Origin of the sequence: Clostridium sp. UBA7791 (genome assembly GCF_002480755.1) — a bacterium.
In the GTDB taxonomy this organism is placed as follows: Bacteria; Bacillota; Clostridia; order Clostridiales; family Clostridiaceae; genus Clostridium_J; species Clostridium_J sulfidigenes.
Window position 1 is genome coordinate 1,098,979 of record NZ_DLCT01000005.1, and the last position, 23,663, is coordinate 1,122,641.

The 23,663-nt window shown below is 29.3% G+C and carries 25 protein-coding genes; 21 read left to right on the forward strand and 4 right to left on the reverse strand.

What is annotated here, in order from left to right; all coding sequences use genetic code 11:
- The first annotated feature begins 171 nt into the window (after window positions 1-171).
- From B3Z56_RS10680 to scpB, 3 genes are all read left to right on the forward strand, one after another.
- Window positions 172-1,368, forward strand: a complete 1,197-nt coding sequence (locus tag B3Z56_RS10680) for a D-alanyl-D-alanine carboxypeptidase family protein (RefSeq protein ID WP_346847966.1) — start codon at window positions 172-174, stop codon at window positions 1,366-1,368.
- A gap of 360 nt (window positions 1,369-1,728) precedes the next feature.
- On the forward strand, window positions 1,729-2,475 hold the full coding sequence (locus B3Z56_RS10685; RefSeq protein ID WP_035129401.1) for a segregation/condensation protein A: 747 nt from the start codon (window positions 1,729-1,731) through the stop codon (window positions 2,473-2,475).
- Complete coding sequence (gene scpB, locus B3Z56_RS10690; protein ID WP_346847967.1) at window positions 2,468-3,202, forward strand: SMC-Scp complex subunit ScpB; 735 nt, start codon at window positions 2,468-2,470, stop codon at window positions 3,200-3,202. Before B3Z56_RS10685 ends, scpB begins: the two co-directional genes overlap by 8 nt.
- A gap of 133 nt (window positions 3,203-3,335) precedes the next feature.
- Here the strand turns inward: scpB and ytfJ are convergent, their stop codons facing one another.
- Both ytfJ and B3Z56_RS10700 read right to left on the reverse strand, forming a co-directional pair.
- On the reverse strand, window positions 3,336-3,764 hold the full coding sequence (gene ytfJ / locus B3Z56_RS10695) for a GerW family sporulation protein (RefSeq protein WP_346847968.1): 429 nt from the start codon (window positions 3,762-3,764) through the stop codon (window positions 3,336-3,338).
- Window positions 3,765-4,346 carry a DUF2953 domain-containing protein gene (locus B3Z56_RS10700; protein ID WP_346847969.1) on the reverse strand — a complete coding sequence of 194 codons (582 nt, stop codon included), beginning with the start codon at window positions 4,344-4,346 and terminating at the stop codon, window positions 3,765-3,767.
- Window positions 4,347-4,473: 127 nt separating this feature from the next.
- Between B3Z56_RS10700 and B3Z56_RS10705 the strand changes: the two genes are divergently transcribed.
- The 3 genes from B3Z56_RS10705 to B3Z56_RS10715 all read left to right on the forward strand — a co-directional run bounded on the left by B3Z56_RS10705 (window position 4,474) and on the right by B3Z56_RS10715 (window position 7,968).
- Window positions 4,474-5,589, forward strand: a complete 1,116-nt coding sequence (locus B3Z56_RS10705; protein ID WP_346847970.1) for a D-alanyl-D-alanine carboxypeptidase family protein — start codon at window positions 4,474-4,476, stop codon at window positions 5,587-5,589.
- A gap of 67 nt (window positions 5,590-5,656) precedes the next feature.
- Window positions 5,657-6,694, forward strand: a complete 1,038-nt coding sequence (locus B3Z56_RS10710) for a sulfide/dihydroorotate dehydrogenase-like FAD/NAD-binding protein (RefSeq protein WP_346847971.1) — start codon at window positions 5,657-5,659, stop codon at window positions 6,692-6,694.
- Window positions 6,691-7,968 (forward strand): FAD-dependent oxidoreductase, encoded by a 1,278-nt coding sequence (locus B3Z56_RS10715; protein WP_346877416.1) that lies wholly within the window; start codon window positions 6,691-6,693, stop codon window positions 7,966-7,968. Before B3Z56_RS10710 ends, B3Z56_RS10715 begins: the two co-directional genes overlap by 4 nt.
- Before the next feature lie 97 nt (window positions 7,969-8,065).
- On the opposite strand, the gene B3Z56_RS10720 is transcribed toward B3Z56_RS10715, so the two are convergent.
- Both B3Z56_RS10720 and B3Z56_RS10725 read right to left on the reverse strand, forming a co-directional pair.
- Window positions 8,066-8,494, reverse strand: a complete 429-nt coding sequence (locus B3Z56_RS10720; protein ID WP_346878750.1) for an ImmA/IrrE family metallo-endopeptidase — start codon at window positions 8,492-8,494, stop codon at window positions 8,066-8,068.
- Window positions 8,495-8,548: 54 nt separating this feature from the next.
- Complete coding sequence (locus B3Z56_RS10725; RefSeq protein WP_346847974.1) at window positions 8,549-8,992, reverse strand: helix-turn-helix domain-containing protein; 444 nt, start codon at window positions 8,990-8,992, stop codon at window positions 8,549-8,551.
- A gap of 330 nt (window positions 8,993-9,322) precedes the next feature.
- Between B3Z56_RS10725 and B3Z56_RS10730 the strand changes: the two genes are divergently transcribed.
- The 15 genes from B3Z56_RS10730 to B3Z56_RS10800 all read left to right on the forward strand — a co-directional run bounded on the left by B3Z56_RS10730 (window position 9,323) and on the right by B3Z56_RS10800 (window position 23,449).
- Window positions 9,323-9,757 carry a sigma factor-like helix-turn-helix DNA-binding protein gene (locus B3Z56_RS10730; protein WP_346847975.1) on the forward strand — a complete coding sequence of 145 codons (435 nt, stop codon included), beginning with the start codon at window positions 9,323-9,325 and terminating at the stop codon, window positions 9,755-9,757.
- Window positions 9,758-10,223: 466 nt separating this feature from the next.
- Window positions 10,224-10,664 carry a chloramphenicol resistance protein gene (locus B3Z56_RS10735; RefSeq protein ID WP_346878751.1) on the forward strand — a complete coding sequence of 147 codons (441 nt, stop codon included), beginning with the start codon at window positions 10,224-10,226 and terminating at the stop codon, window positions 10,662-10,664.
- A complete protein-coding gene (locus B3Z56_RS10740; protein ID WP_346847977.1) occupies window positions 10,657-11,151 on the forward strand; it encodes a hypothetical protein in 495 nt (164 codons plus the stop codon). The genes B3Z56_RS10735 and B3Z56_RS10740 overlap by 8 nt, the downstream gene beginning before the upstream one ends.
- 15 nt (window positions 11,152-11,166) lie before the next feature.
- Window positions 11,167-11,508, forward strand: a complete 342-nt coding sequence (locus tag B3Z56_RS10745) for a DUF6673 family protein (RefSeq protein WP_346847978.1) — start codon at window positions 11,167-11,169, stop codon at window positions 11,506-11,508.
- Entirely contained in the window at window positions 11,508-12,104 is a 597-nt protein-coding gene (locus B3Z56_RS10750) for a bacteriophage Gp15 family protein (RefSeq protein ID WP_346847979.1), read from the forward strand. Before B3Z56_RS10745 ends, B3Z56_RS10750 begins: the two co-directional genes overlap by 1 nt.
- Before the next feature lie 261 nt (window positions 12,105-12,365).
- Window positions 12,366-14,291, forward strand: a complete 1,926-nt coding sequence (locus tag B3Z56_RS10755) for a hypothetical protein (RefSeq protein ID WP_346878752.1) — start codon at window positions 12,366-12,368, stop codon at window positions 14,289-14,291.
- Window positions 14,291-14,983, forward strand: coding sequence for a phage distal tail protein (locus B3Z56_RS10760; protein WP_346878753.1), 693 nt, complete (start codon window positions 14,291-14,293; stop codon window positions 14,981-14,983). The genes B3Z56_RS10755 and B3Z56_RS10760 overlap by 1 nt, the downstream gene beginning before the upstream one ends.
- A gap of 149 nt (window positions 14,984-15,132) precedes the next feature.
- A complete protein-coding gene (locus B3Z56_RS10765) occupies window positions 15,133-15,522 on the forward strand; it encodes a DUF1617 family protein (RefSeq protein WP_346878754.1) in 390 nt (129 codons plus the stop codon).
- Between the two features lie 37 nt (window positions 15,523-15,559).
- Complete coding sequence (locus B3Z56_RS10770; protein WP_346878755.1) at window positions 15,560-20,035, forward strand: phage tail spike protein; 4,476 nt, start codon at window positions 15,560-15,562, stop codon at window positions 20,033-20,035.
- A 40-nt stretch (window positions 20,036-20,075) separates the two neighbouring features.
- On the forward strand, window positions 20,076-20,492 hold the full coding sequence (locus tag B3Z56_RS10775; protein WP_346878756.1) for a phage holin family protein: 417 nt from the start codon (window positions 20,076-20,078) through the stop codon (window positions 20,490-20,492).
- Between the two features lie 51 nt (window positions 20,493-20,543).
- Window positions 20,544-21,452, forward strand: a complete 909-nt coding sequence (locus tag B3Z56_RS10780; protein ID WP_346878757.1) for a glycoside hydrolase family 25 protein — start codon at window positions 20,544-20,546, stop codon at window positions 21,450-21,452.
- A 104-nt stretch (window positions 21,453-21,556) separates the two neighbouring features.
- Window positions 21,557-21,763: a LexA family protein gene (locus tag B3Z56_RS10785; protein ID WP_346878758.1), complete on the forward strand. Its 207-nt coding sequence runs from the start codon at window positions 21,557-21,559 to the stop codon at window positions 21,761-21,763.
- 333 nt (window positions 21,764-22,096) lie between these two features.
- Window positions 22,097-22,492 (forward strand): hypothetical protein, encoded by a 396-nt coding sequence (locus B3Z56_RS10790; RefSeq protein WP_346878759.1) that lies wholly within the window; start codon window positions 22,097-22,099, stop codon window positions 22,490-22,492.
- A gap of 277 nt (window positions 22,493-22,769) precedes the next feature.
- Entirely contained in the window at window positions 22,770-22,901 is a 132-nt protein-coding gene (locus B3Z56_RS10795) for a GNAT family N-acetyltransferase (protein WP_198028539.1), read from the forward strand.
- Window positions 22,902-22,981: 80 nt separating this feature from the next.
- Window positions 22,982-23,449 carry a hypothetical protein gene (locus tag B3Z56_RS10800; RefSeq protein ID WP_346878760.1) on the forward strand — a complete coding sequence of 156 codons (468 nt, stop codon included), beginning with the start codon at window positions 22,982-22,984 and terminating at the stop codon, window positions 23,447-23,449.
- Window positions 23,450-23,663 lie beyond the last annotated feature (214 nt).

Here is a 23,663-nt window from a genome sequence, read left to right on the forward strand (position 1 = left end):
ATATAGCTTCATTTTATTTTTAAAGTAATATATGCACCTTGAGGATATAAATTCTATATTAGGGAACTCTAAATAAGAAGAAACTTTAGAAAATAAAATTTCTAAATTTCTAGGATAATTTTTAAGATTGAGGTAAAAATAACCTCATAATAATTGTTTTGGAGGTCGGTTATGAAAAAGAATAAATTTGTTTTAACTTTATTATTATCCGTACTACTTTCATTGCAGGCTATAATCCTTCCAACAGCCTTTGCTGATGATGAAATAAAAAATGAGCCTGCAGATAATGTAATAGGGTTTGAGCCACAGGCAAAATCTGTAATACTATTAGAGCCTAATTCAGGTAAAGTTATTTATGAAAAAAACTCAGATGAACAGTTTGCACCTGCTTCGGTTACTAAGATAATGACTATGCTACTTGCTATGGAAGCCTTAGATGATGGAAGAATAACTCTTCAAGATAAAATAGTTTGTAGTGAAAAGGTTAAATCTATGGGCGGTAGTAGTATGATATTGGACACTGGAGAAGTAAGAACTGTGGAAGAAATTCTAAAAGGTATAGCTATAGCATCAGGAAATGATGCAGCAGTGGCAATGGCAGAATTCTTAGAAGGCAGTGAAGAAGCTTTTGCAGTAAAAATGAATGAAAGAGCTAAAGAACTTGGAATGACTAATACTCACTTTGAAAATGCTACAGGTCTTAGTGCTTCAGGACATTTAAGTACTGCTAGAGATATTTCCATAATGTCTAGAGAGCTTTTAAAACACCCAATCATATTAAAATATTCATCTATATATATGGAAACTATATCAGAAGGTAGAAAAACACCAATTGAATTAGTTAATCATAATAAGTTGGTGAGATTTTACAAAGGGTGTGATGGACTAAAAACAGGATTTACACAAGAAGCTATGTATTGCATATCTGCTACATCAACTAGAGACAATGTAAGGATGCTTGCAGTAATAATGGGAGCGCCTACATATAAACAAAGAAATGCAGATGCAAGTAAGCTTATGGATTTTGGATTTTCTAAATACCAAAGTAAAACTATAGTAGCTAAAGATGTAGACGTGCAACAAATCCCATTAAATAAAAAAGGTGATTCTTTCTTTATAGCAAAAGCAAAAGATGATTTAAAAGTAACCATAGAAAAAGGCACTGAGGAAGAATTAACAAAGAAAGTAAATATTAATCCTGAACTGAAAAAAATAAATGCTGGTGATGTTGTTGGATATTGTGAAGTTTATAATGGAGATGAATTACTAGGAAAAGTAGAATTATATAGTGATAGGGAAGTAAAACAATCTCAGTTCTTTAAAAATGTTAAAGATATATTTTCAAATATATTTGATCATTCAATATAAGTATATTTAATCTTTTAATATACTTATATTGAATAAAAAATAAATATTTGTAAAAAATATATATAAAGGTTAATTTAAAATTCAGTTTAATGCTATAGTTATCAGTTACAATATACAACCCCAAATGTATAATGCTGATATAAAAAATCACTCTAAAATTTTTAGGGTGATTTTTTATTTTTAAATGAACTACAGTAATTTTTGATTCCAAAATAATAATTGTCATAATTGAAAGATGTGGTTTTTACTATTGTAAATTTAACTAAATTTAGAGTATAATTTAAAATGAGTGTTTTCATGCTAAAATATATATTGAAGTTTTTAGTATGCAGATAAATTTGTTGTAAGGAAGGTGAAACCATGGCATTAACAATTAAAACTTCAAACTTTGAGGGGCCCTTTGACCTTTTATTACACTTAATAAAAAAGAACCAAATGGATATATATAATATAAGTATTTTAGATATAACAAATCAATATATAGGATATCTAAATGAAATGAAGGAATTGGATTTAGATATTGCATCAGAGTTTATTGTTATGGCTACTACATTAATTGAATTAAAATCTAAGGTATTACTTCCTAAAAATAAGGAACCAGAGATTGAAGAGGTTGATGATACACAAGAGCTTATAGATAAATTAGTTCAATATAAAAAATTTAAAAATATAGCTGAATTTCTGGGCAAGAGACAAATGAATACAGGCATTATATTTACTAAAAGGCCTGAAATAATTGAAGATACCAGAGAAAAAAAGCAAGATGCCAAAGAGCTACTTAAGGGCATAACCATGATGGATTTATATAATATGTATATTGAACTTATGGAAATATATAAAAATAAGATGAATGAAACCTTCAACATAGAAGACAGAGTACAGGTTGAGTTATTTAAAATAGAAGATAAGATGGATTACTTAAAAGACGTATTAGTGCATAGTAAAAATACTACCTTCACTAGTATAATAAAGGAGAGCAAAAGTAAAACGGAAATCATTGTAACCTTCTTAGCCTTGTTAGAGTTAATAAAGCTTAAGGATGTACGAGTAGTTCAACATGGTAACTTTGGTGAAATATATTTAGAAGGAGTGATGGGGGATGAATGAACATACTAATTTAAATCATGAAGATGTAGAAGTTAATGATAAAATTTTAAGTAGAGTAAATAAAGAAGATGGAAGCATAGATATTGATCCTAGAAATAAAATAGAAGAGGTTCTTCAAGAATCAGAACATCAGTTAAATTATCTTATAGATGAATCTAAATATGAAAGATATTTTTCTATAATAGAGTCTTTATTATATGTAACTGGAGACCCATTGGAAGTAGACACTATAGCAAGTATTTTAGAATGTTCAGTAGAATTTGCTACAGAACTTTTAAAGGTTTTAGAAAAGGTATATGAAAGAGATGAGTCTAGGGGGATAAAACTAATATGTATCAATAAGGCTTATCAGCTTGGTACAAAACCTATAAATAGTGATTATCTTCAAATGCTGTTAAAGACAAATATTAGACAATCCTTATCTAGGGCTGCTCTTGAAACCCTATCTATAATTGCTTATAAACAACCAATAACCAGAATAGAAATTGAAGACATAAGAGGAGTTAAAAGTGATAGAGCTATTAGTACTTTAGTAGAAAAAGGACTTATAAAGGAATCAGGAAAGAAAAGTGTTATAGGAAGACCAAATCTTTATGCTACTACTGACGAATTCTTAAAGCATTTTGATTTTACATCTTTAGGAGAGTTACCATCTTTAGATAATTTTATTGAAGATGAAGAGCTAGTAGAATTAGAGGAAAAGGATATTGAAGAAAAGAAGTTCTAATAATATTATGGCTATATTTAAAATAAAATCTAAATCTTAAATAAATATTGAGGATGTACTTATAGTATTAAAATACACCTCAATATTATAAAAAGATTAATGAATTATTTTAAGATAGCCTTTTTTCTTAGAGTTAATCACAAGGGTCGCATGGGTTATAGACTTCAGAATAATTATCACCATTGACTTTATCTTTGTTAAATAGCCCAGAAATCATATCAATGGCTTGAGGCATTGCATCCATTATCTTATCGTATGGATTATACTCAGTCACGGAAAGAAATCTTATGGTATTTTTGTGTACTACTAAGAACCCCACTGGTTTTAAGGAGATTCCAGCACCAGATCCACCAGCAAAGGGATGCCTGTTAGAGGAATCTAAGTTAGTATCCTTAAATTCACTTCCACCTGAGGCAAAACCAAAGGATACCTTTGAAATTGGAATGATTGTGGTACCATCAGGTGCACTTACAGGATTACCGATAACTGTATCCACATCAATCATATTTTTAATATTTTCCATAGTCGACTTCATTAAATTTTCTATTGGATGACCGTCCATCTAAAATTCCTCCTTTAAATTCACTTTATCAAAGGAAGAAGTTTTTCGTACTTTGATAAGGTGATAAAAAATTACAATAACCATGTATATAATTTTTGCTATATTTATAAAAATTATACTAGTACTTTCAAATTTAAAGAAATTTTTATTATATTTAATATTGATAGTAGGAGTAAAATTTTTAACTTTAAAAAATAGATTTAAAATTGTTGAAATAAATGCTGTAATTTGATATAAAAAGCCGTAAGTAATAGCGTTTATAGCAGCATCTTCTATAGAGTAATCCACTCTAAATTTAGTGCGTATAGTAAATTTAAATTTAGAATTAACAAAGAGTTCTATTATTCCTTTCAAATCTTTAAATTTTAATTTTGAAATTTTTTCTTCGTTAGGAGTTTTTACATAATCACTCCATTTGTTTTCATTTTTAGCCCTATTTTTTTTAGTTTTTGATGGAATTATTACTTTATTATATATTTTTAAGGTAAAAATTTCATTAGCATATATAAGTGTTATTTTTATTGGAATAGGAAATAATAAGACCAGTGTAACTATGGCTAAAATCCATAAAAAACATTTCATTAGTATACTAAACCTCCATAGTTTTATATCTGCAATTCTATCCAACTATGATTTATATATTCATGGTAAATAAAAAAATAAAACTATTTGAGAATAAGTCACAAATTTAAGTTGGGAGTGTAAAAGGATGAAAAGAAGAGTATGTTGTTTCCTATTAATATTTTTATTTATTATAGTGAGTATTCCTATGAAAAACGTAGATGCAGCTCCAATAAGAGTAGATGCAGTATCTGCCATAGCTATAGATTCAGCTACTGGAACTATTTTATTTGATCAAAATGCCCATAAAGTTATACCTATGGCAAGTACAACAAAGATAATAACTGCTCTGGTTACTTTACAGTATGGAGATATAGATAGAGTTGTGGAAATATCTAAAAATGCAGCATCTATAAGAGGCTCTAAAGTAGGATATAAGGCTGGAGATAAGGTAACCATAAGAGAACTTTTATATGGTCTTATGCTCAAGTCAGGTAACGACTGTGCCATTGCTATTGCTGAAGGAACTAGTGGGACTGTAGAAAAGTTCTGTGAAGTCATGAATGAATTTGCAGTATCAATAGGTTTGTTAGATAGTCATTTTGAATCACCTCATGGTCTAGATAGTAACTCCCATTACTCTTCAGCCTATGATTTAGCTATAGCAACTAAAAAAGCTAAGGAGATTGAAGAATTTAATAAAATTGTGTCTACTAAATTAATCTCGGGAGAAGAAGGAATAGAATTTACAAAACAATTTAATAATATAAATAAACTTTTATATTCAGAGCCTAATTGTACTGGAGTTAAGACTGGATATACAGGACAGGCTGGAAAATGTCTTGTTAGTTCCTTTAAACTAGATAAAAATGAAATAATTGTAGTAACATTAAATTGTGTTCCAAGATGGAAAGAAAGTCAGAGAATTTATGAATATGTAAAAGATAATTATGAATATAAAAAAGTTATAGAAGCTGGTGAAGTTATAGGAGATATAAAAGTTAAAGGAAAAGACAAGGGAATACCATTAGTTGCTGAAGAAGATTTAATTTTTCCTGTTAGAAATGAAGAAAAAATAGTCAAAGATATTGTTCTACCTAATTATGAGTTAACTACACCAATTAGAACTACAGATGATATAGGAATGCTTACCATAACCAATGAATTAAACTCTAAATACGCAATAACCCTTCATCTCAAAGAAGATATTGAAAAAATTGGAATATGGGATTACATTAAATACATGATTAATAAAGATGAATAGAATAAATAATATAAACCAAGGTAAAAACCTTGGTTTTTTTCATGGAAATAGTAGCAAATAACTTATTGTGAAATATTCTGATAATATAGTAATTTTGGAGGCACAGGTAATGGGCTATGAACCATATAACTGTATAGATTGTGGAAGTGAATACTGTCCATGTCATTTAGCTGAGTCAGGAAATTGCATTCTTTGTTCTCACTTAGATGGCAAAGACTTTTGTGATTGCGTAAATTGGAATGGAGTATGTATATATCAGGAATTTATGCAAAACAATTTTAAGGCAAAGGAAGGAAGGAAACATCAAAGATTTCAAATTATAGATAAAGAACTAATAAATGAAAAGCTTATGATATTAAAGATTAAAGTTACTCAAAAACTAGCTAGCGAATTAGTTGGTCCTGGTTCCTTTGTATTTATTAGAAAAGAGGATTGTGAACAAGCCTTTGATACCCCAATTTGTGTAATGGATAGTGATACGGGAAATGATGTTATTACCTTGGCTATTGAATTAAAGGGACTTAAAACAAAGATACTTAAAGATGTAAATATCAATGAATATGTTTTAATTAAAGGTCCTTTTTGGAATGGAATTTTAGGACTTAATTCAGTGAATACCATTAAAAGAAATCATTGTGTTTTAGTATGTAGAGGTATAGGTCAAGCACCTATGGTACCTGTTATGGAGAAATTATACAATAATGAAAATACAATTACAGTAATTATTGATGAAGGAACTTTAGATACAATATTTATAGAAAAGGAATTGAAAAAATTTGCTACAGAAATAATTAAAACCAATACACTGCTTATGGGTGGAATTCTTGATTGTAAGTGTAGAAAGATTTTAGAAGGAATTTTAACTAAGGGTAATGTTGCTTTAGTGCATTGTGACAGTGCAGATGTGCTTAGTCATCAAATCATGAAAATAGTAGAAGCTTATGATAAGAATATTGAATTTTCTTGTTCCAATAATGCAAAAATGTGTTGTGGGGAAGGGGTTTGTGGTTGCTGTACAATTATGAATGATGATGAAAAATTGAGAAGACTGTGTAAGATGCAAACCAGTCCTAAATATATATTTGAAGGGAGAAGATTGTATTGAAGATAGTTATAATAGGGGGAGGCTGGTCTGGTTGTGCAGCTGCAATTTCTGCACGTAAAGCCGGAGCTGAAGTTGAAATATTTGAAAAAACAGATTTATTACTAGGACTTGGAAATGTTGGCGGAATTATGAGGAATAATGGAAGGTATACTGCAGCAGAGGAGCTTATAGCTCTAGGAGCTGGAGATTTAATCAACATAACTGATGCTAATACACTCCACAAAAATATAGATTTTCCAGGACATGAACATGCATGGCTTTACAATGTAAATAGAATAGAGCCAGCGGTAAGAAGACACATTGAAAAAATGGGAATAAAAGTTAGATTTGTAAGCCGTGTAGTAGATGTAAATATGGAAGGGATTAATATAAAGGGAATTTATCTTAGTAATGGTGAATATATAGAAGCAGATGCCTTTGTAGAAACTACTGGTTCTACAGGACCTATGGGAAATTGCTTACGCTATGGAAATGGTTGTTCTATGTGTATTTTAAGATGCCCAGCCTTTGGACCAAGAGTAAGTATTAGTTATAGAGCAGGTATAGAAGATATAAAAGGTGAAAGACAGGAAGATGTATTTGGTGCTTTCAGTGGATCATGCAAGTTGGAGAAGGATAGCTTATCAGAGAAAATAGTAAAACAGTTAGATGAAACAGGAGTAGTAGTATTAAAGGTTCCACCAGAAGATATAAATACGGATAAGTTAAAGCAAAAGGTTTGTCAACAATATGCACTAAAGGAATTTGCGGAAAATATAGTACTTTTAGATACTGGTCATGCTAAGTTAATGACTTCTTATTATCCCTTAGATAAACTTAGAAAAATTGAAGGTCTTGAAGAGGCAAAATTTGTAGATCCATATGCAGGTGGTAAAGGAAACTCCATTAGATATTTATCAGTTGCACCAAGAAGTAATCAGATGAAAGTTGTAGGACTTGATAATTTATTCTGCGCTGGAGAAAAAAGTGGGCTTTTTGTAGGACATACAGAAGCCATAACAACTGGTTCATTAGCAGGACATAATGCTGTTAGAAATGAGCTTGGAATGCCACTTTTAACCCTTCCAAGAAATTTAGCTACTGGAGACATTATAGCTTATGCTAATGAAAAGGTTCAAACTACAGAAGGTAGAAGAAATAGATATACTTTTGCAGGAGCCGAGTACTTTAAGAGAATGAAGGATAATGAACTTTATATTTTAGAGTCAGAAGAAATTCAAAAAAAGGTAAGGAAGTTGGAGTTAGATAATATTTTCAATCAAAAATTAGTATAAAATATATGATATTTATTATATAAATCTATTTAACAGAAACCATCAAGATATGAGATTAAATATATCCTGATGGTTTTATTGATGAACTTTTAATAATTCATTTATATAAAAATTTATGTTTTAAAAATTTTATATCTATATTTTCGCATTTAGCAATAGTGTTTATAGATAAACCTTCATAATTAAGTATTATTGATTTATCAATCAATAGCTCAGCTGCAAATTGATCAGCTTGCATTTCATATTTACCTTTAACTTGAGTAGTTTTACTTTCTAGAAAAAGTATATTTAAATTACTATGCAATATAGCGTGGCCAAGTTCATGAGCACAAGTAAATAACATATCCATTTCACTTAATCTAATATTTAAGTGAATTATTTTATTTTTTGGAGCATATTGATAAAATCCATGAATAGACCCTAAATCTTCGTACATAACATTTATTCCAAGAGCATCACATAATTCTCGAGGATCATTAGTTTTATATTTTTTTACTAAGTTATTTACTAAATTTGAAATTTCCAAAATTATATTCCCCTCCCAAAAACATCATCAAATTTTACGAAATAAAGTTTGAAATTATTTTTTATATTTTTTAGGGGTATATTTTATCTTATTCATTTTCTTAGCATACTCAATTCCATTTTGAATAGCAGATTTTAATAATTCCCAGTCTTCATCATTAATAGGATTACCGGAAAGCATAAGTCCTTCTTGATTTTCTAAAGACTCCAAGGTACTGTTAAAAATTTTCTCAATATCTTTTTTATCTTTGGGATTTAATTCTAAATCATCAAAAGTTGATTTTTTAGGTGATGATATATCACTTCTACCAAGTAAGTAGTCTACAGATACGGAAAAAAAATCGGCAATTCTTTGAAGCAATTCATTTTCTGGTATTGCTTTATCATTCTCATATTTAGAAATTGAGCTATTATCTATTAAAAGAATATCTGCTAATGATTTTTGTGTTAATCCATGTTTTTTTCGAAGTTCTTTTAACCTAATACCCAGTGTATTCATATATTTACACCTCCTATAATTATATTATAACCATATTTGAAGTAAAATCAATATAAGTTGAAATAAAATCAAAAAAAATTCAATACGACTTGACAATTTGAATTTAATTCAATAAAATCAAAATATGAATATTGAATTAAATTCAAATATGGGGGTTGTATAAGAAATGAAGTATATTTAGAGAAATAACTCAATAATAGTAAATCACGTTATAATTAGAGTGCAGGCTGAAATATGTCTTTAACAAATGAAATATTATATTGAATTTAAATCAATATAATATTTTAACAACAAATAATAAAAATTGAATTAAATTCAAGGGGGATCGGTATGAATATGAATAAAAAAATTGAAACTATGCTTTATAACTTTAATCAAACGAAAGCAGAAATTAAAAATATAAAACTAGATATAGAGTTATTAGAAAATGAATATGATGACGGAATTGGTGTAAATTACGTGGAGAAGACAGGAAAAACTAATAAAATTACTTCAACAGTGGAAAACATGATAATAAGAAAAGAGGCTCAAATTAACAGATTAAATTATGCTATAAAAGTTAAAGAAGCTGAAATAAAAAAGATTGAAAATGCTCTAGAAATTCTTACAGATAGAGAAAGAAGTATTATTGAAATGAGATATTTTCAGAAGGAAAGTAATAGAAATATTTCAGCAAAGCTTTATATTACAGAAGAATATGTATCAGCAATAAAGTCAAAAGCTATTAAATCTCTTGCAAATATATTCTTTATAAATTCTTTATAAATTCCTTTTAAACTCTCTTTATATAATCGGGTTAAAGCGGTGCTAGAATAATATTATCGCAGTGGTGATAAGTTATTAAAAGTTGAGTCTTAAGATAATAAATTAGTTTTAAATTTTAAAATAAGAATAATAAAGTTTAGATTACTAATTTATCACTATGAGTTATGGTTAAAAAGTTTTATTAACAAATAAGAAATGGAGCTAAAGGAAAGGGGTGATAACAATGCGGTGACTTTCATATTAAGATTTATAAATTCTTTGAAATACATTAGGATAATTCAAAAAGAAAGAATAGCCTCTAATTTAAAGTAAATAAAAATATATATTTAAATTTTATTAGCTAAATAGGATCTAGATAAACCATTTCAATTTTAAAAACTAGTAACCAAAGTCTTAAACTGTGACAATGATTTTAATAAATAGCTAATAGATATTAAAAATATATAAATCAGTAGAGGAGGTAGAAATGAATATAGTAGAAAGTATCAAAGAATATATAGGAACCTGTCCTTATCTAGCAAATATTAATGATGGTATTAATATTAATTACTTAGGTGAAAATACAGTATCCTATATGATAGAAGAACTTCCTAGAGAACAAATTTTAAAAAAGTATATTGATGGAACTAGTCTTAGACAATACTGTTTCATGTTTGTCAGTAGGGAAGTATGCGGACAAGATGTAGTACAAAATATAGCTAATAGTAAATTCTATGAAAACTTTGCTAAGTGGCTAGAACTTCAATCAGAGCTTAATAATCTACCAGTACTAGATAGTGGGAGAGTGGCACAAAAAATAGAAGCATTAACAAGTGGTTATGTTTTCGAAAAAAATCTAGATAAAGCACAATATAAAATAGAATGTAGATTGGTATATTACCAAGAAGGAGGAAAAAATAATGAGTAGAGAATCAATACAAAGACATCAAATAGCAGATTATATAAATATAGGTGGATCAACAGGTGTAGAAAAATATGAATTAATGGGAGCTGGATTTAATACATTAGATGAAAATCCAGCAGCTCAACTTGATACTAAAGTTTATATTAACGATAAATCATCGTCAACTACAATTAAGTCATACCAAACACAATTCCCATTCACATCAGATTTAATTAAAAGTGAAGGGGCAGTAATGGCATTATACAATGTTGGAAGAAATCATCTTACAGGTGCAGATGCACAATTTGACTATGTTAAAGTTGAACTATTTCAACCAATAGAAGGAAGTGAGAATACTTATAAGGCTAGAAAATTTATAGTAAGTTGTGAAGTTGCTGGATTAGCTGGAGCAGGCGGAGAAACTATTGTGGTATCAGGAAACTTAAATGCAGTAGGAGATTTTATAGAAGGTACATTCAATACTGCAACAAAAACATTTACTGCAATTTAGTAGGAGGAATATTTAATGAATATTAATGGAATTGAGCTAGAATTAGATATATTTGATGCCGATGTTGCAGAAAAATATGATAAAGCAATAAAAAAAGTAATGAATATAGAAGAAGAAACAAAGGGTATGTCAATTGGAGAAGGGATAAGAACTCAGTGCAAAGCCATCTTTAAAGTTTTTGATGAACTTTTTGGACAAGGTACTCATGAAAGAGTATTTGGAGATAAAGTTAACTTACTTGAATGTTTAAAGGCTTTTGAGGCTCTAATAACAGGCATAAATGAGAAAAATAAAGAAATTGAACTCATTGCTAATAAGTATTCTTCTAATAGAATTCAAAGACGTTCTAAAAAATAATGAATATTTTAATTGATGTTTTACCTCGAAAAGTTGAAATAGATAATAGAGAATATAAGATTAATTATGATTTTCGTACATCCATTTTGTTTGAGATAATGATTCAGGATGATGAGCTTGATGATAAAGAAAAGATATATAATGCTCTTCTTCTATATTATCCAGTAATACCAGATAATTTAGAAGAAGCAATTAAACAAATTCTTTGGTTTTATAGAGGTGGAAAAGATATTAATGAAGGAAGTAGTGGAGTATCTATGGGTAAGAGTACAAGAGCATATAGTTTTGAATATGACGATGACTATATTTACTCCGCTTTTCTAACCCAATATGACATAGACCTTCAGGATATAGAAGATTTACATTGGTGGAAATTTAAAGCCATGTTTAGAGCTTTAAAGGAAGACAATGAAATAGTTAAGATTATGGGATATAGATCTATGACTATAAATACCAATATGAGCAAAGAACAAAAGGATTTTTATAGTAATATGAAGAGAATTTATGCTATTCCAATGAGTAAATCTAAAAAACAAAAGGTAACAGAAATTGAAAATGCTCTTATGGAAAATGGAGACTTAAGGGGAATACTTTGATTTTAGTATTCTAACTATAAAAACTAATAAAAAGTGCTTATAAAACTAGGCACTTTTTATTAGTAAAGGTAGGTGATTTGCATAGTAAAAGTAAAATGTCCATTTTGTAATAAATTATTAATTAAAGCTGATTACATCAAAGGAGAAATAAAATGTAGTAGATGTAAGAGGTTAATAAATATAGAAATAGAAAAGCCAGAGCTTAGAGCCACACCCTAGAGTAGTGAGCCGTAGCCTGCTTTATAAAAGGCAGGTGATATTATGTCAAATATTATAATTGATAGAAAAGAACTATTAGTTGACTTAACAAAAATAAATATAGAAATAAATAATACCATAAACCAAACAATGAATAATACTATAAATAACTTTGAAGAAAAAGCTAATGAGGTAAAAGAAAAAAATAGTAAAACTATGTCAGACTTAGCTATGGACATTGGTAAATCAAGTATAAAGGCATTTAGCAATATTACAAAAGCTATTGGAAAAGTTGGCTCTTATGGAATAAGTGCTGGAAAACAGTTTGCACAAGGCGTATCTAAAATAGCAGATTTTAGCCAAAATGCAGGAGCAGAAATAGAAAAGCTAAATGCAACAGCGGCAACTATGGAAGAGGGTTTAGGCCGTGAAGTTACTATATTTAAAAGCTCACTAATGAGTCTTGGAAAAGATATGAGTGATAGCGTAGATGCCCCATTAAAAGAAATAACAGCTTCAGCAACAGATATGATAGGACAGCTATCTTCAGCATTCCAAGAAGGTGGATTTGAAGGACTTGCAGGTAGTATTGGAGATGTATTTGCGAATATGTTATCAAATATATCAGAAAGTTTACCTAAGTTTGTTGATATAGGAGTTTCTATTATAGAATCTTTGATAGAAGGAATAAAGAGTAATTTGCCTAGCATTCTTGAATCGGCTGGTAAAATTATTGTAAGTCTTATTGAAGGATTAGTTGAATTATTACCTGACTTATTGGATTTACTACTAAACTTAATCTTAGAGTTAGGAAAGGCAATATTAGAAATGCTACCTACAATAATACCTTTAATAATTGAAGTAGTGGCTTCACTATTTGCTACATTAATGGAGTTTATAGGTGAAGGAATTTTATCTATTATGGAATGGTTAGGCGAACAAATATCATCATTAGGAGAAACTGTGGGCAGCTGGTTTTTGGAATTATGGGGAATAATTAAAGAAGTATTTGCAAATGGATGGCAAGCTATAGTAGATTTCTTTACTGAAGTTATTCCAATGTGGATACAATCTATAATTGATTGGTTTAGTCAATTACCAGAAAAGATAGGATTTGTTTTAGGATATGTCCTTACTACTATTGTAGAGTGGGGAATTGGTGTATTGGATTATTTTATAGAGAATGTTCCAATATGGATAGATACTGTAGTTACATTTTTCTCAGAGTTACCCGGAAAAATATGGGATTGGCTAGTTAATACCTATAACAATATAGCTGATTGGGGAACACAAACATATAACAGTATGGTTGACACAGTTAATAATACTATAAATGCAGTTATAGAATGGTTTTCTACATTGCCAAGTAGAATAGGTGAATGGCTAAGCAATACAATAGATAGAGTTATAGAGTTTGGTATAAATTTAGGAAGTAAAGCCGCTGAAGCAGGATCAGATATGGTTAAAAATATTATTGATGCAGTTAAAGGCTTACCTTCACAGTTTCTGGATATAGGAATAAACGTTGTAAAAGGTATATGGGAAGGTATTACAAGTATGGGTAGTTGGATAGGTGAAAGAGTAAGTGGATTCTTCAAGGGAATAGTTGGAGGAGCCAGAGCAGCATTAGATATTAATTCACCTAGTAGGGTTTTCAGAGATCAAGTAGGTAAATATATGGCACAAGGTGTAGGTGTAGGATTTACTGATGAAACAGACAATATAAAAAAATCTATGGAAAAAGATTTATCTGACTTAGTATACGGAATGCAAATGGCAGTAGATTATAATGTATCAAGTACTACAGGAGGTATAATTGCTAAAAATAATCAAGGTACAAGTACTATAAGTTCTAATCTAAATAGTGATGATATTCAAGAAGATAGTACATTTATAGTTCCAGTATATATGGATAGCGAGAAAATATCCGAGTATACTTATAAAAAAGTTGATGGTAAATTTGCTTTAGCTGGAAAGAGGGTGAGATAGTGTTTATAAATAATATTAATATAAGTAACTTTAAAGCAAAATTGTTAGATAGAAATATAGGAACAGCTGAAATTGATATTATAAACAATTGGAGTGCTAACTCACTTAATCCATATATATCTAATAAGTTTAGATATAAATATAAGGTACTTAAACTTACTTTAGATATAATATGCAGCAATGATGATGAGATAGAGATAATGAAGAGTATTCTTATTAAGGAATTAGCCATATCAACAATAAAATTTCATGATATAGACATTTATTATAGGGGTTTTATAAGTGATACTCCATCATCAAAGCATATAGTAGAAGGAAATGAAATTCTAGAAGTGACTATGCTTGTTGTAGCTGAGAAAGAAGAGAAAATTGAAATCATGAATAGAATTAATAATAAAACTATAAATGTAGATGGTGATATAGAAATACCGGCTATAGTTGAAATAATACCTTCTATATCTATTGCAGATATAGTAATCAATGGATTAAGTGATAACCCTATTATTATTAAAAACTTAATAGGGGGTAAAAGGGTAACAATAGGAGAAGATACTGTAACAGTTGATGGAATTAATAAGTTTAGTGATTGCGATATGTGGGAATTTCCTACACTTAAACCAGGAATTAATGCAATTACTGTTAGCAGAAATAATGTAGATATAAATATTAAATATAAACCTAGATATATCTAGATGAAAAGATGATCAATATGTTAAAAGCAACTAAGAAGTTAGCATTCACAAAAAATAATGAGATGGAAGATCTACAATTTGCTTACGTGATTGAATTTTATAAAAATTTATATTTTGGTAAAAAAATTGGTTTTAGGAGGTACTTTATAATGATTATAAAATTAAACAATAACCGAATAGTAAATGATGCTCCAGTTTTAGGAGCAATATCACAAAAAAAATTACCTATAAAAGTTTCCTATGTTTTAGCTAAGAATATAGCAAAAATAGAAGATGAACTTAAGTTATACAACAAAGAAAAACAAAAACTTATTGATATGTATAGTATTAAAGACGAAGAGGGAAAACCTTTAATAGAAGATAATAATATAAGGATTGCAGAGGAATATATAATGGACTGGAATCGAGATATTAAAGATCTATTAGATATAGAGAATGAAATAGATATTCATAAATTCCAAATAGATGAACTTGTAAACTCTAATTGTGTTATGAGTCCAATGGAGTTAATGCTTATAGATTATATGATAGAGGAGTAATCCCTAAAACTCTTGATACGGAGAAAGGAGATTAATAATGCTACAATTATATGACTTAAACAAAGTTAAAATAAGTAATTTAACTTTATATAAAGACCTTAAAATACAAAGTGTTCTTAGCAATGGAGATAAGACACTTTCTTTTTCATATCCATCTAGATTCTCCGATGAGATTAAAGAAGAGGGGTATATAAGAACTAAAACCCATGAGTTTGTAATAAAAGAAATTTCAACTAATGGAGATTGGAAATCTATTAAAGCAGTTCTTAATGTAGAAGCCTTAGAGGGGAAAAGTTGGGAACATTTTGATACTTCTAATCAAACTATAGCTGAATGTTTGACACTTGCACTAGCTGGAACAGGTTGGATAATAGGATATTGCAATGAGACTAAAAAGAGAACCATAAGAAAAATTAATTGTAGTACGTGGGATATAATCCAAGATATTAAGAAAACCTATTTTGTAGAAATGGAGTTTGATACACTTAATAAAAGGATAAATATAGCCAAAAAGCTTGGAAATGACAAGGGAGTCTATTTTATAGACTCTCTAAATTTAAGAGATTTAGATGTAAAAAGTAATTCTTATGATTTTTGTACAAGACTTATTGCCATAGGAGAAAACGACTTAAAAGTTACAGTAGAAAATTATCAATATTCTTCAAAAAAGAAAACTATTATATGGAAGGCTGAAAAATATACAGATGAAAATTCACTTAGAGAAGATGCGATTGCAAAGTTAGAAGAGTTAAGTAAACCTTATAAAAGTTATGGAGCTGATATAGTAGATCTCGCAAGCATTAATGATAAGTATAGTCTTTTATCATATGGTCTTGGAGACATAATTACTCTTATATCTAAAGAAGAAGGTATTAAAGAAAAGCAAAGAATAGTTAAAATGGTAGAATATCCAGATGAACCTGATAAAAATACATGTGAGATAGCAAACACTATATTGACATTTGAGGATATGCAAAAGGAATATGAAGATACTTCTAAAACTGTAAACAATATTACTAGCAGTAACGGAACTATATCTGAAGGAGCTATAAAGGGTACAGTAGAAAAAATTACAATTAATAAGGCGGACATACAGAGCCTTAATGCAGTTGAAATTAGAGTTGGTGATCTTGAGGCTACAAGTGCTACAATAACACAACTAGATGCAGCCAATGCTAATATAGTAAAGTTACAGGCTGATAAAGCAGATATAATAGAACTTAATGCTGGTGTAGGAAGAATAGAGATATTAGAAAGTAGCGTAGGAGATATACAAACTCTTGTAAATGGAAACCTTACATCTAACAATATCCAGTCTTTAATCCTTACATCTGATAAAGTCACTGTAGACAATGGCTTCATCAAAAACGCAATGATTGAGAATCTAGATGTTAGTAAAATTAATTCCGGAGATATATCTACTAATAAGTTCAAGATAAAATCTGATAATGGTGGAATTGAAATAACAGGTGCTACCCAACAGTTTAAGGATAAGAATAATAGAGTTAGAATACAAATGGGACAGGATATCAAAGGTGATTTTAATTTTATTTTAAGAGGAGAAGATGGAACTACCACTCTTATAGACCACACAGGAATTAAGGAAAATGCTATAGGTGATGACCTCATAAAAGGTAATATGATTTCTGAGAATTCTGTAGGTGGTAAGCAGATAGATTATAATAGTTTCATAGAAGAATTTAATAAAGATACTAATACCCATACTTTAAAGTCTTCAAAGGTACTGTTAGATAAAAATAATCAAACATTGGATATAGCCTTTAATACACTTAGTACTACTGTTGATGAAATTGAGGTAGGTGGTAGGAACTTATTGATTAAAAGTAGATTAGATTATATACCAAGTAGTTCAAGTGGTACCGGATCTATATCTGAAATAGTTGAAGACACTATTCATGGTAAAGTATTGCATACTAATAAACAGTATGTATATGGTTCTGAATTATATTTACCAAAAGGATTGCTAAAAGTAGGAGACAAGGTTACGTTATCTATATTAATAAAAGCTAAAGCTAATAGTGATTTTACTTGTCAATTATATAATACTGCTACTATATCTAATACATTTACATTTAATGCTACAACAGAATGGCAATGGTTATCTTTTACTCAAACTGTTGTAGGTGATCCAAACTTGGATAGTAGACTTTATTTATATTTCAAACCGACAGATGAATATTGGATAAAAAATATAAAAGTTGAACTAGGGAATAAATCTACCGACTGGACACCAGCTCCAGAAGATATAGATGCATCCATTCAAGGTGTAAAAACTATTACAGAAAGTAATACAACAGCTCTAAACATTCAACAAGGTAAAATAAGTGCATTAATAAGTAACACTACAATAGTTAAGGATGGAGTAATTACGCAGTTAAAGGATGCTTATAATTCTACAGTAACAACAGTAGAATCTATAAGTAGCACAATTAGTAGTCATACTAGTACTATAAATAACTTAACTGGTCAAGTATCAGGAGTGGAAAATAAAACTAATGATACAATAAGAGATTTAGATAAAACTAAATCAACGGTTAGTGCTCACTCTACAAGTATAAGTGGGCTTAATGAAACGGTAACAACTCAAGCATCTACTATTGAACAAATGAAAGATTCTATAGCTTTAAAAGTTGAAACCACACAAGTTAATAATATTGTTAATGGTGCTATAGATAAGATTGAAGTTGGTGGAAGGAATTTAGTATTAAATAGTGATTTTAAAAACACTTATAAAAGTAGTAGTATAACGGATAAACATGACAACTTATATGCTACTGAGTGGAGTGGATATAATGGTGGAGTGCCTAATCCTACTACATCATACCATGCACATATAGACATCATTACTTTTAATTATCCTGTTATCGAGTTTAATGAAAGTGATGGTAATGGACAATGGAAATGTATATCTCAAAATATTGAGAGGACTCTTTCTGATTTTAGTGAATTAGTTGTATCTATGGATGTGTTTTCTACAGGAATAGGAACAAAACTATTTGGAGGTATACATCATTATTTAATTGGTGGGATTTCCTTAGGTTTTCATTCTGGTCAATACACTTTAAACAATTTTCCAGTAAATAAGTGGGTTAGAGTATATGCTAAAGTACCTTTACTGGATACTATAGATTTTACAAGGGAAAGAAGCTTTTATATTTATGGGTATGGTTTTCAAACAGACTCAATAGTGTATATTAAAAATGTAAAGTTAGAAAAAGGTAATAAACCTACAGATTGGTCTCCAGCACCAGAAGATGTAGAAAATAAGATAACTACAGTATCTAAAAAAGCCGCTAGTATAGAACTTGACCTGGGTAAGGTTACTACTAGGGTTGAGGGTGTAGAACAAACAACCGAAACCGTAGATGGTAAAGTAACATTACTTACTAACAGGGTATCTAATGCAGAACAGAAGATTACTGATACCGCAATTGTATCTACGGTTAGAAGTTCTACTTATTATAAAAATGATTTAGGAGCAAAAGTTTCTTCCAATGAAATTATTTCTTGTATTAACCAAACTGCCGAATCTATAAAAATAAGTGCTAGTAAAATAAATCTTACTGGATATGTTACCATGACGAACCTAAGTACAGCTGGTCAAACGACTATCGATGGTGGGAATATTAAAACAAATACAATATCTTTAGAGCGTTTAAAATCTGCGACAAATAACCCTATTATAAGATTATTTGGAAAATGTAGTTTAGATGCAACTGCTAAAGATGAGTTGGGAGTAGGTTCCGCAGTAAGACTTAAGTGGGACGCATCTAACTACTTATATATATCTTCTAACAAAACAGATATATATCAAGGTGGAATTTCTAAGTATACATTCAACCCAGCAGGACTCACTGTTACAGATGCTGATGTTATTATAAATAGTGGATTCCTTGTAATCGGAGGTAAAAAGAATAGGGGTTGGGGATTTTCAAGTGGTAATAATTACTGGTTTGGTTTAAGTGGTGATGATGTATATGTCAGAATGTATAACGACGCAGTTAATGTTTTAAATGGAGTATCTTATCTAGGATCTCCAAGTGGTCGATTCATAAAGCTTTATTCTACACAAGCGGCAGACGTAAGTTCAGACAGAAGGAAAAAGAATAATATTCTAGCTTATGATGAAAAAATAGAAACATTTTATGAAAATTTAAAACCAATAAGTTATGAATTGATTAACGGACACAGTGGAAGAAAACATTATGGATTTATCGCACAAGATGTAGAAGATGCCATGGATGTAGCTGGTCTTGATTATAAAGATATGGCATTATTGCAAAAAGCTCCCATGGATGCAAAAGGTAATGAAATAGACCCTACTTCCATAGTAGATTACTCTACAGATGAAAGAATAGTAGATTATGAATATTCTTTAGCTTATACGGAAATGATTTCTATAAATACTCATATGATTCAAAAACTACGAGCAGAAATTACTCAATTAAAAAATGAAATTAATGAAATTAATGAAATTAAGGGATTAGGTTAAAGCCTGGTCTCTTTTATTTTGTAAAAAAGGAAGGTGTAATATGGATAAAATTTTAAACTACATTAAAGTAATAGTAATGGCATTAGGAACAGGCATAACATGGCTATTAGGAACATGGGATACTGCATTGGTAGTATTGATACTCTTTATGGTTTTAGACTATGGTACAGGATTGTTAAGAGCATGGATTAACAAGGAAGTATCTAGTGATGTTGGGTTAATGGGGATAGCTAGAAAGGCAGTTATATTTATAGTTCTCATAGTTGCTGTAATGCTAGATAGATTACTTAATACAGGCACTTGGGTTTTTCGTACTCTTGTATGTTATTTCTACATTGCCAATGAGGGGATTAGTTTACTAGAGAATTGTGCAGGGCTCGGATTACCTATACCAGAAAAAATAAAGGATGCACTAGCACAGCTTAAGGATGGAGAAAAGAAAGAATTAAATAATTAGTTTACAGAATAGAAGCAATCTCACTCTTTTATATTTAAGGAGGAATTGATTATGAAATTAAGAGGTATAGACGTATCACATCACCAAGGGACTATTGATTGGGATAGGGTTAAAAGTCAGATAGATTATGCAATCTTGAGTGTAGGATATGGTGATAACATAACAAGCCAGGATGACAAGCAATTCCATAGAAATGCTAAAGAATGTACTAGACTTGGGATACCCTTTGGAGTTTATATTTATTCTTATGCAATCTCAATATCACAAGCCAAAAGTGAAGCGGATCATATCCTAAGATTAATAAAAGGATATGAACTAAAATATCCAGTTTATTATGATTTAGAAGATGCAGGGACTACAGGAAAGTGCTCTAATAAACTTATAGCAGATATGGCGGAGGTATTTTGCAATGCTATAGAAAAGACTGGTTATTGGGCAGGTATTTATGCTAATACATCCTGGTTTAATAATAAGCTAACAGATAACAGGTTTAATAAATGGGTTAAGTGGGTGGCTCAATATAATACGACTTGTACCTATAAAGGTAAACATGATATGTGGCAATATGTTAGTGATGGAAGAGTAAATGGCATTAGTGGTAATGTAGATATGAACTATTGCTATGTTGATTATCCTGGATTAATTAATTCTAAAGATAACATAGCTAAGCCAGAAAAACCAAAACCTAATACAGATAGCAAAGATGAAAATAAAATGGATTATATTATACAATATTCAAATGCAGTAGACCAGGCAATAGCTGAGATAATAGCTGATAGGCTTAACTGTCCAACAATAAACTGTTTAAGACCATATGCACATTATGGACAATATAAAACAGTTATTGCAGTAGGAGAGGCTAAGAATAAGAGTGGTTATACAAATGTACTTATCCAGGGGAAGAATAGACAGGAAACATTAGATAAGGCTATAGATTATTGTAAGAAGTTAGGTAAATAATATTTAAGGCTAGTAAGGAGTAAAATCTTTATTAGTCTATTTATAAATATACAATTGAAAAGAGAACAAATGTTTGACAAAATGTATTTATATGGGGTTATAAAATGTTGACTAAAAAGCAAAGGATAGTTCTTAATGCCATAAATGAATATGTACAGAGGGAGAGTATTTCACCAACAGTTAGAGAGTTATGTGATATTGTAGGTATAACATCTACATCTACAGTTCATGCACATTTAAATAAGCTTGAAGAAAAGGGGTATATAACAAGAAAAAAAGAATCTCCAAGGAGTATAAGAGTAGTAAAATAATACAACATATAGGGTTTTAATAGGATTGTATTTTATATGAGTAAAGATTAGGTTAACTATACTGAGACATAGTCTTTTAAATATGAAATATAGATGTTAAGTTTATATGTGGTTTTTAAAAGAAACTACATTAGATATTTATAAGTAGTACAAAGAAATGACTAAATGAATGTTAACTGACTTTATAATTTATATAGGAAACTATTTAACTATTTAAATAGTTGTTTTATTCATGCAGGTTTGAAGGAATTCAGATTATAGGTGATGTGAGTAAAGGGGGTATATAAAGGTGCAATTTGAAAGATTTTAACAAATATTATATAATAGTAAAGAATGAAATATATAAGAAAGGTTAAAGAGGTAAGAACAGCAAATAATTTTAATAGATACACGGAATTAATAGGGAAATTAAACAATTTAGAAGTAAGAATATGGTATAATAAACGTGATAAAAACATTATTAATGAAATAGATAAATCATTATCAATAAAAGAACAAGCAAAGCAAGCTCACTTTCTAAGAAATAAGTATAGAGCACAAGCTAGAAAGCTAATGGCAGATAGAATGTTGGCAGAAAAATTAAGTATTAATAATACTAATCTACCTTTTGAGTATTACGAAAATAAATATTTAAATCAAGGATATAATGACAATGAACTCTATGAAAAGATAATAGCAGCATCTACAAGGACAAATAAAATGGTAAACGTAGCATTAGGAGTTGGTTAGTGATTCTAAAAGTGCTACTATCATATTTTCATGATAAATTTTTAAATTAGCTAAATTAAAAATGTTTTAATTATAAAATATATTTATATAATTTACCAAAAGTGAAATTAAGGGCAGTAGACTGAAGAAAGTCTTACTAGCCTTATTTTTATTTCATTTAAATTGAGTATAAAATTGTTTATGGAAATAATAGAAAATTTAGAAAAAAATGTTGACCAAGCGGTGGGAGTTAGGTACCATAATATTGTAATAATAATTTTAAATGGAGGGTTACAAAATGGAGCAACAATATTTATATACTGATAGGCTTTTACTGCGTAAGTTTACAATAGATGACCATGAGGATTTATATGAATATTTATCTAATTCCAAAGTTGTAAAATATGAACCTTATGATACATATACATAATTTATCTTTAAAAATAATGTATTATTTTCACGTTGACATTGATATATATAGCTTATAAAGAGAATATAGGAGATGAAAAAATGAAAAAAGTATTGTTGATTATAATGTGTTTAGGTGTTGTCGTTACTTCCATGGTAGGATGCAATAAGTCTATTAAAAACTCTAACAAAGATGAAAGCAATGGAACTCAAATTGAGGAACCAGTAGAAGATAATAATGTAAACATAGATATAAGAGATACTGCGATACAAGTTCAAAGTTCACAAGTAGAAAGTGGAGAATTAGAAGGAGAAAAAGTATTTGCAGTAGGAGTTGTATCTTCAATAGATTCTTTAGGGGAGAATATAGACAAAACTAATTTCATAATCACACAAAATGAAGGAGAAGAGGCCAAGTCTTATGTAGTTACATGGGAATTAGGAAAACTTAATTTTAAAAGTTTAAAAATATCAGATGGAGATGTAGTTAGGATTTATGGGGTATTAGAAGGGAAAAATGAAAAAGGTATGCCAATAATTAAATCTTCTCTCATAGATTTGGCAATGTAGTGTATGCAAAATAGCAAGAAATTAATTCTTGCTATTTTTATTTTTTATAAAGGAAATAGATATTAATAGTAATCATATGTTGTTACTAATTGTTAATAAGTAAATAATTTGTTAATGTATTTTTTCCTTTTAATGAATATATTTACATATATGAAATGTAGGTTCAATTTTCAGAAAATTTCATTGGGATCAGAATGATGATTCTCAATGGAGA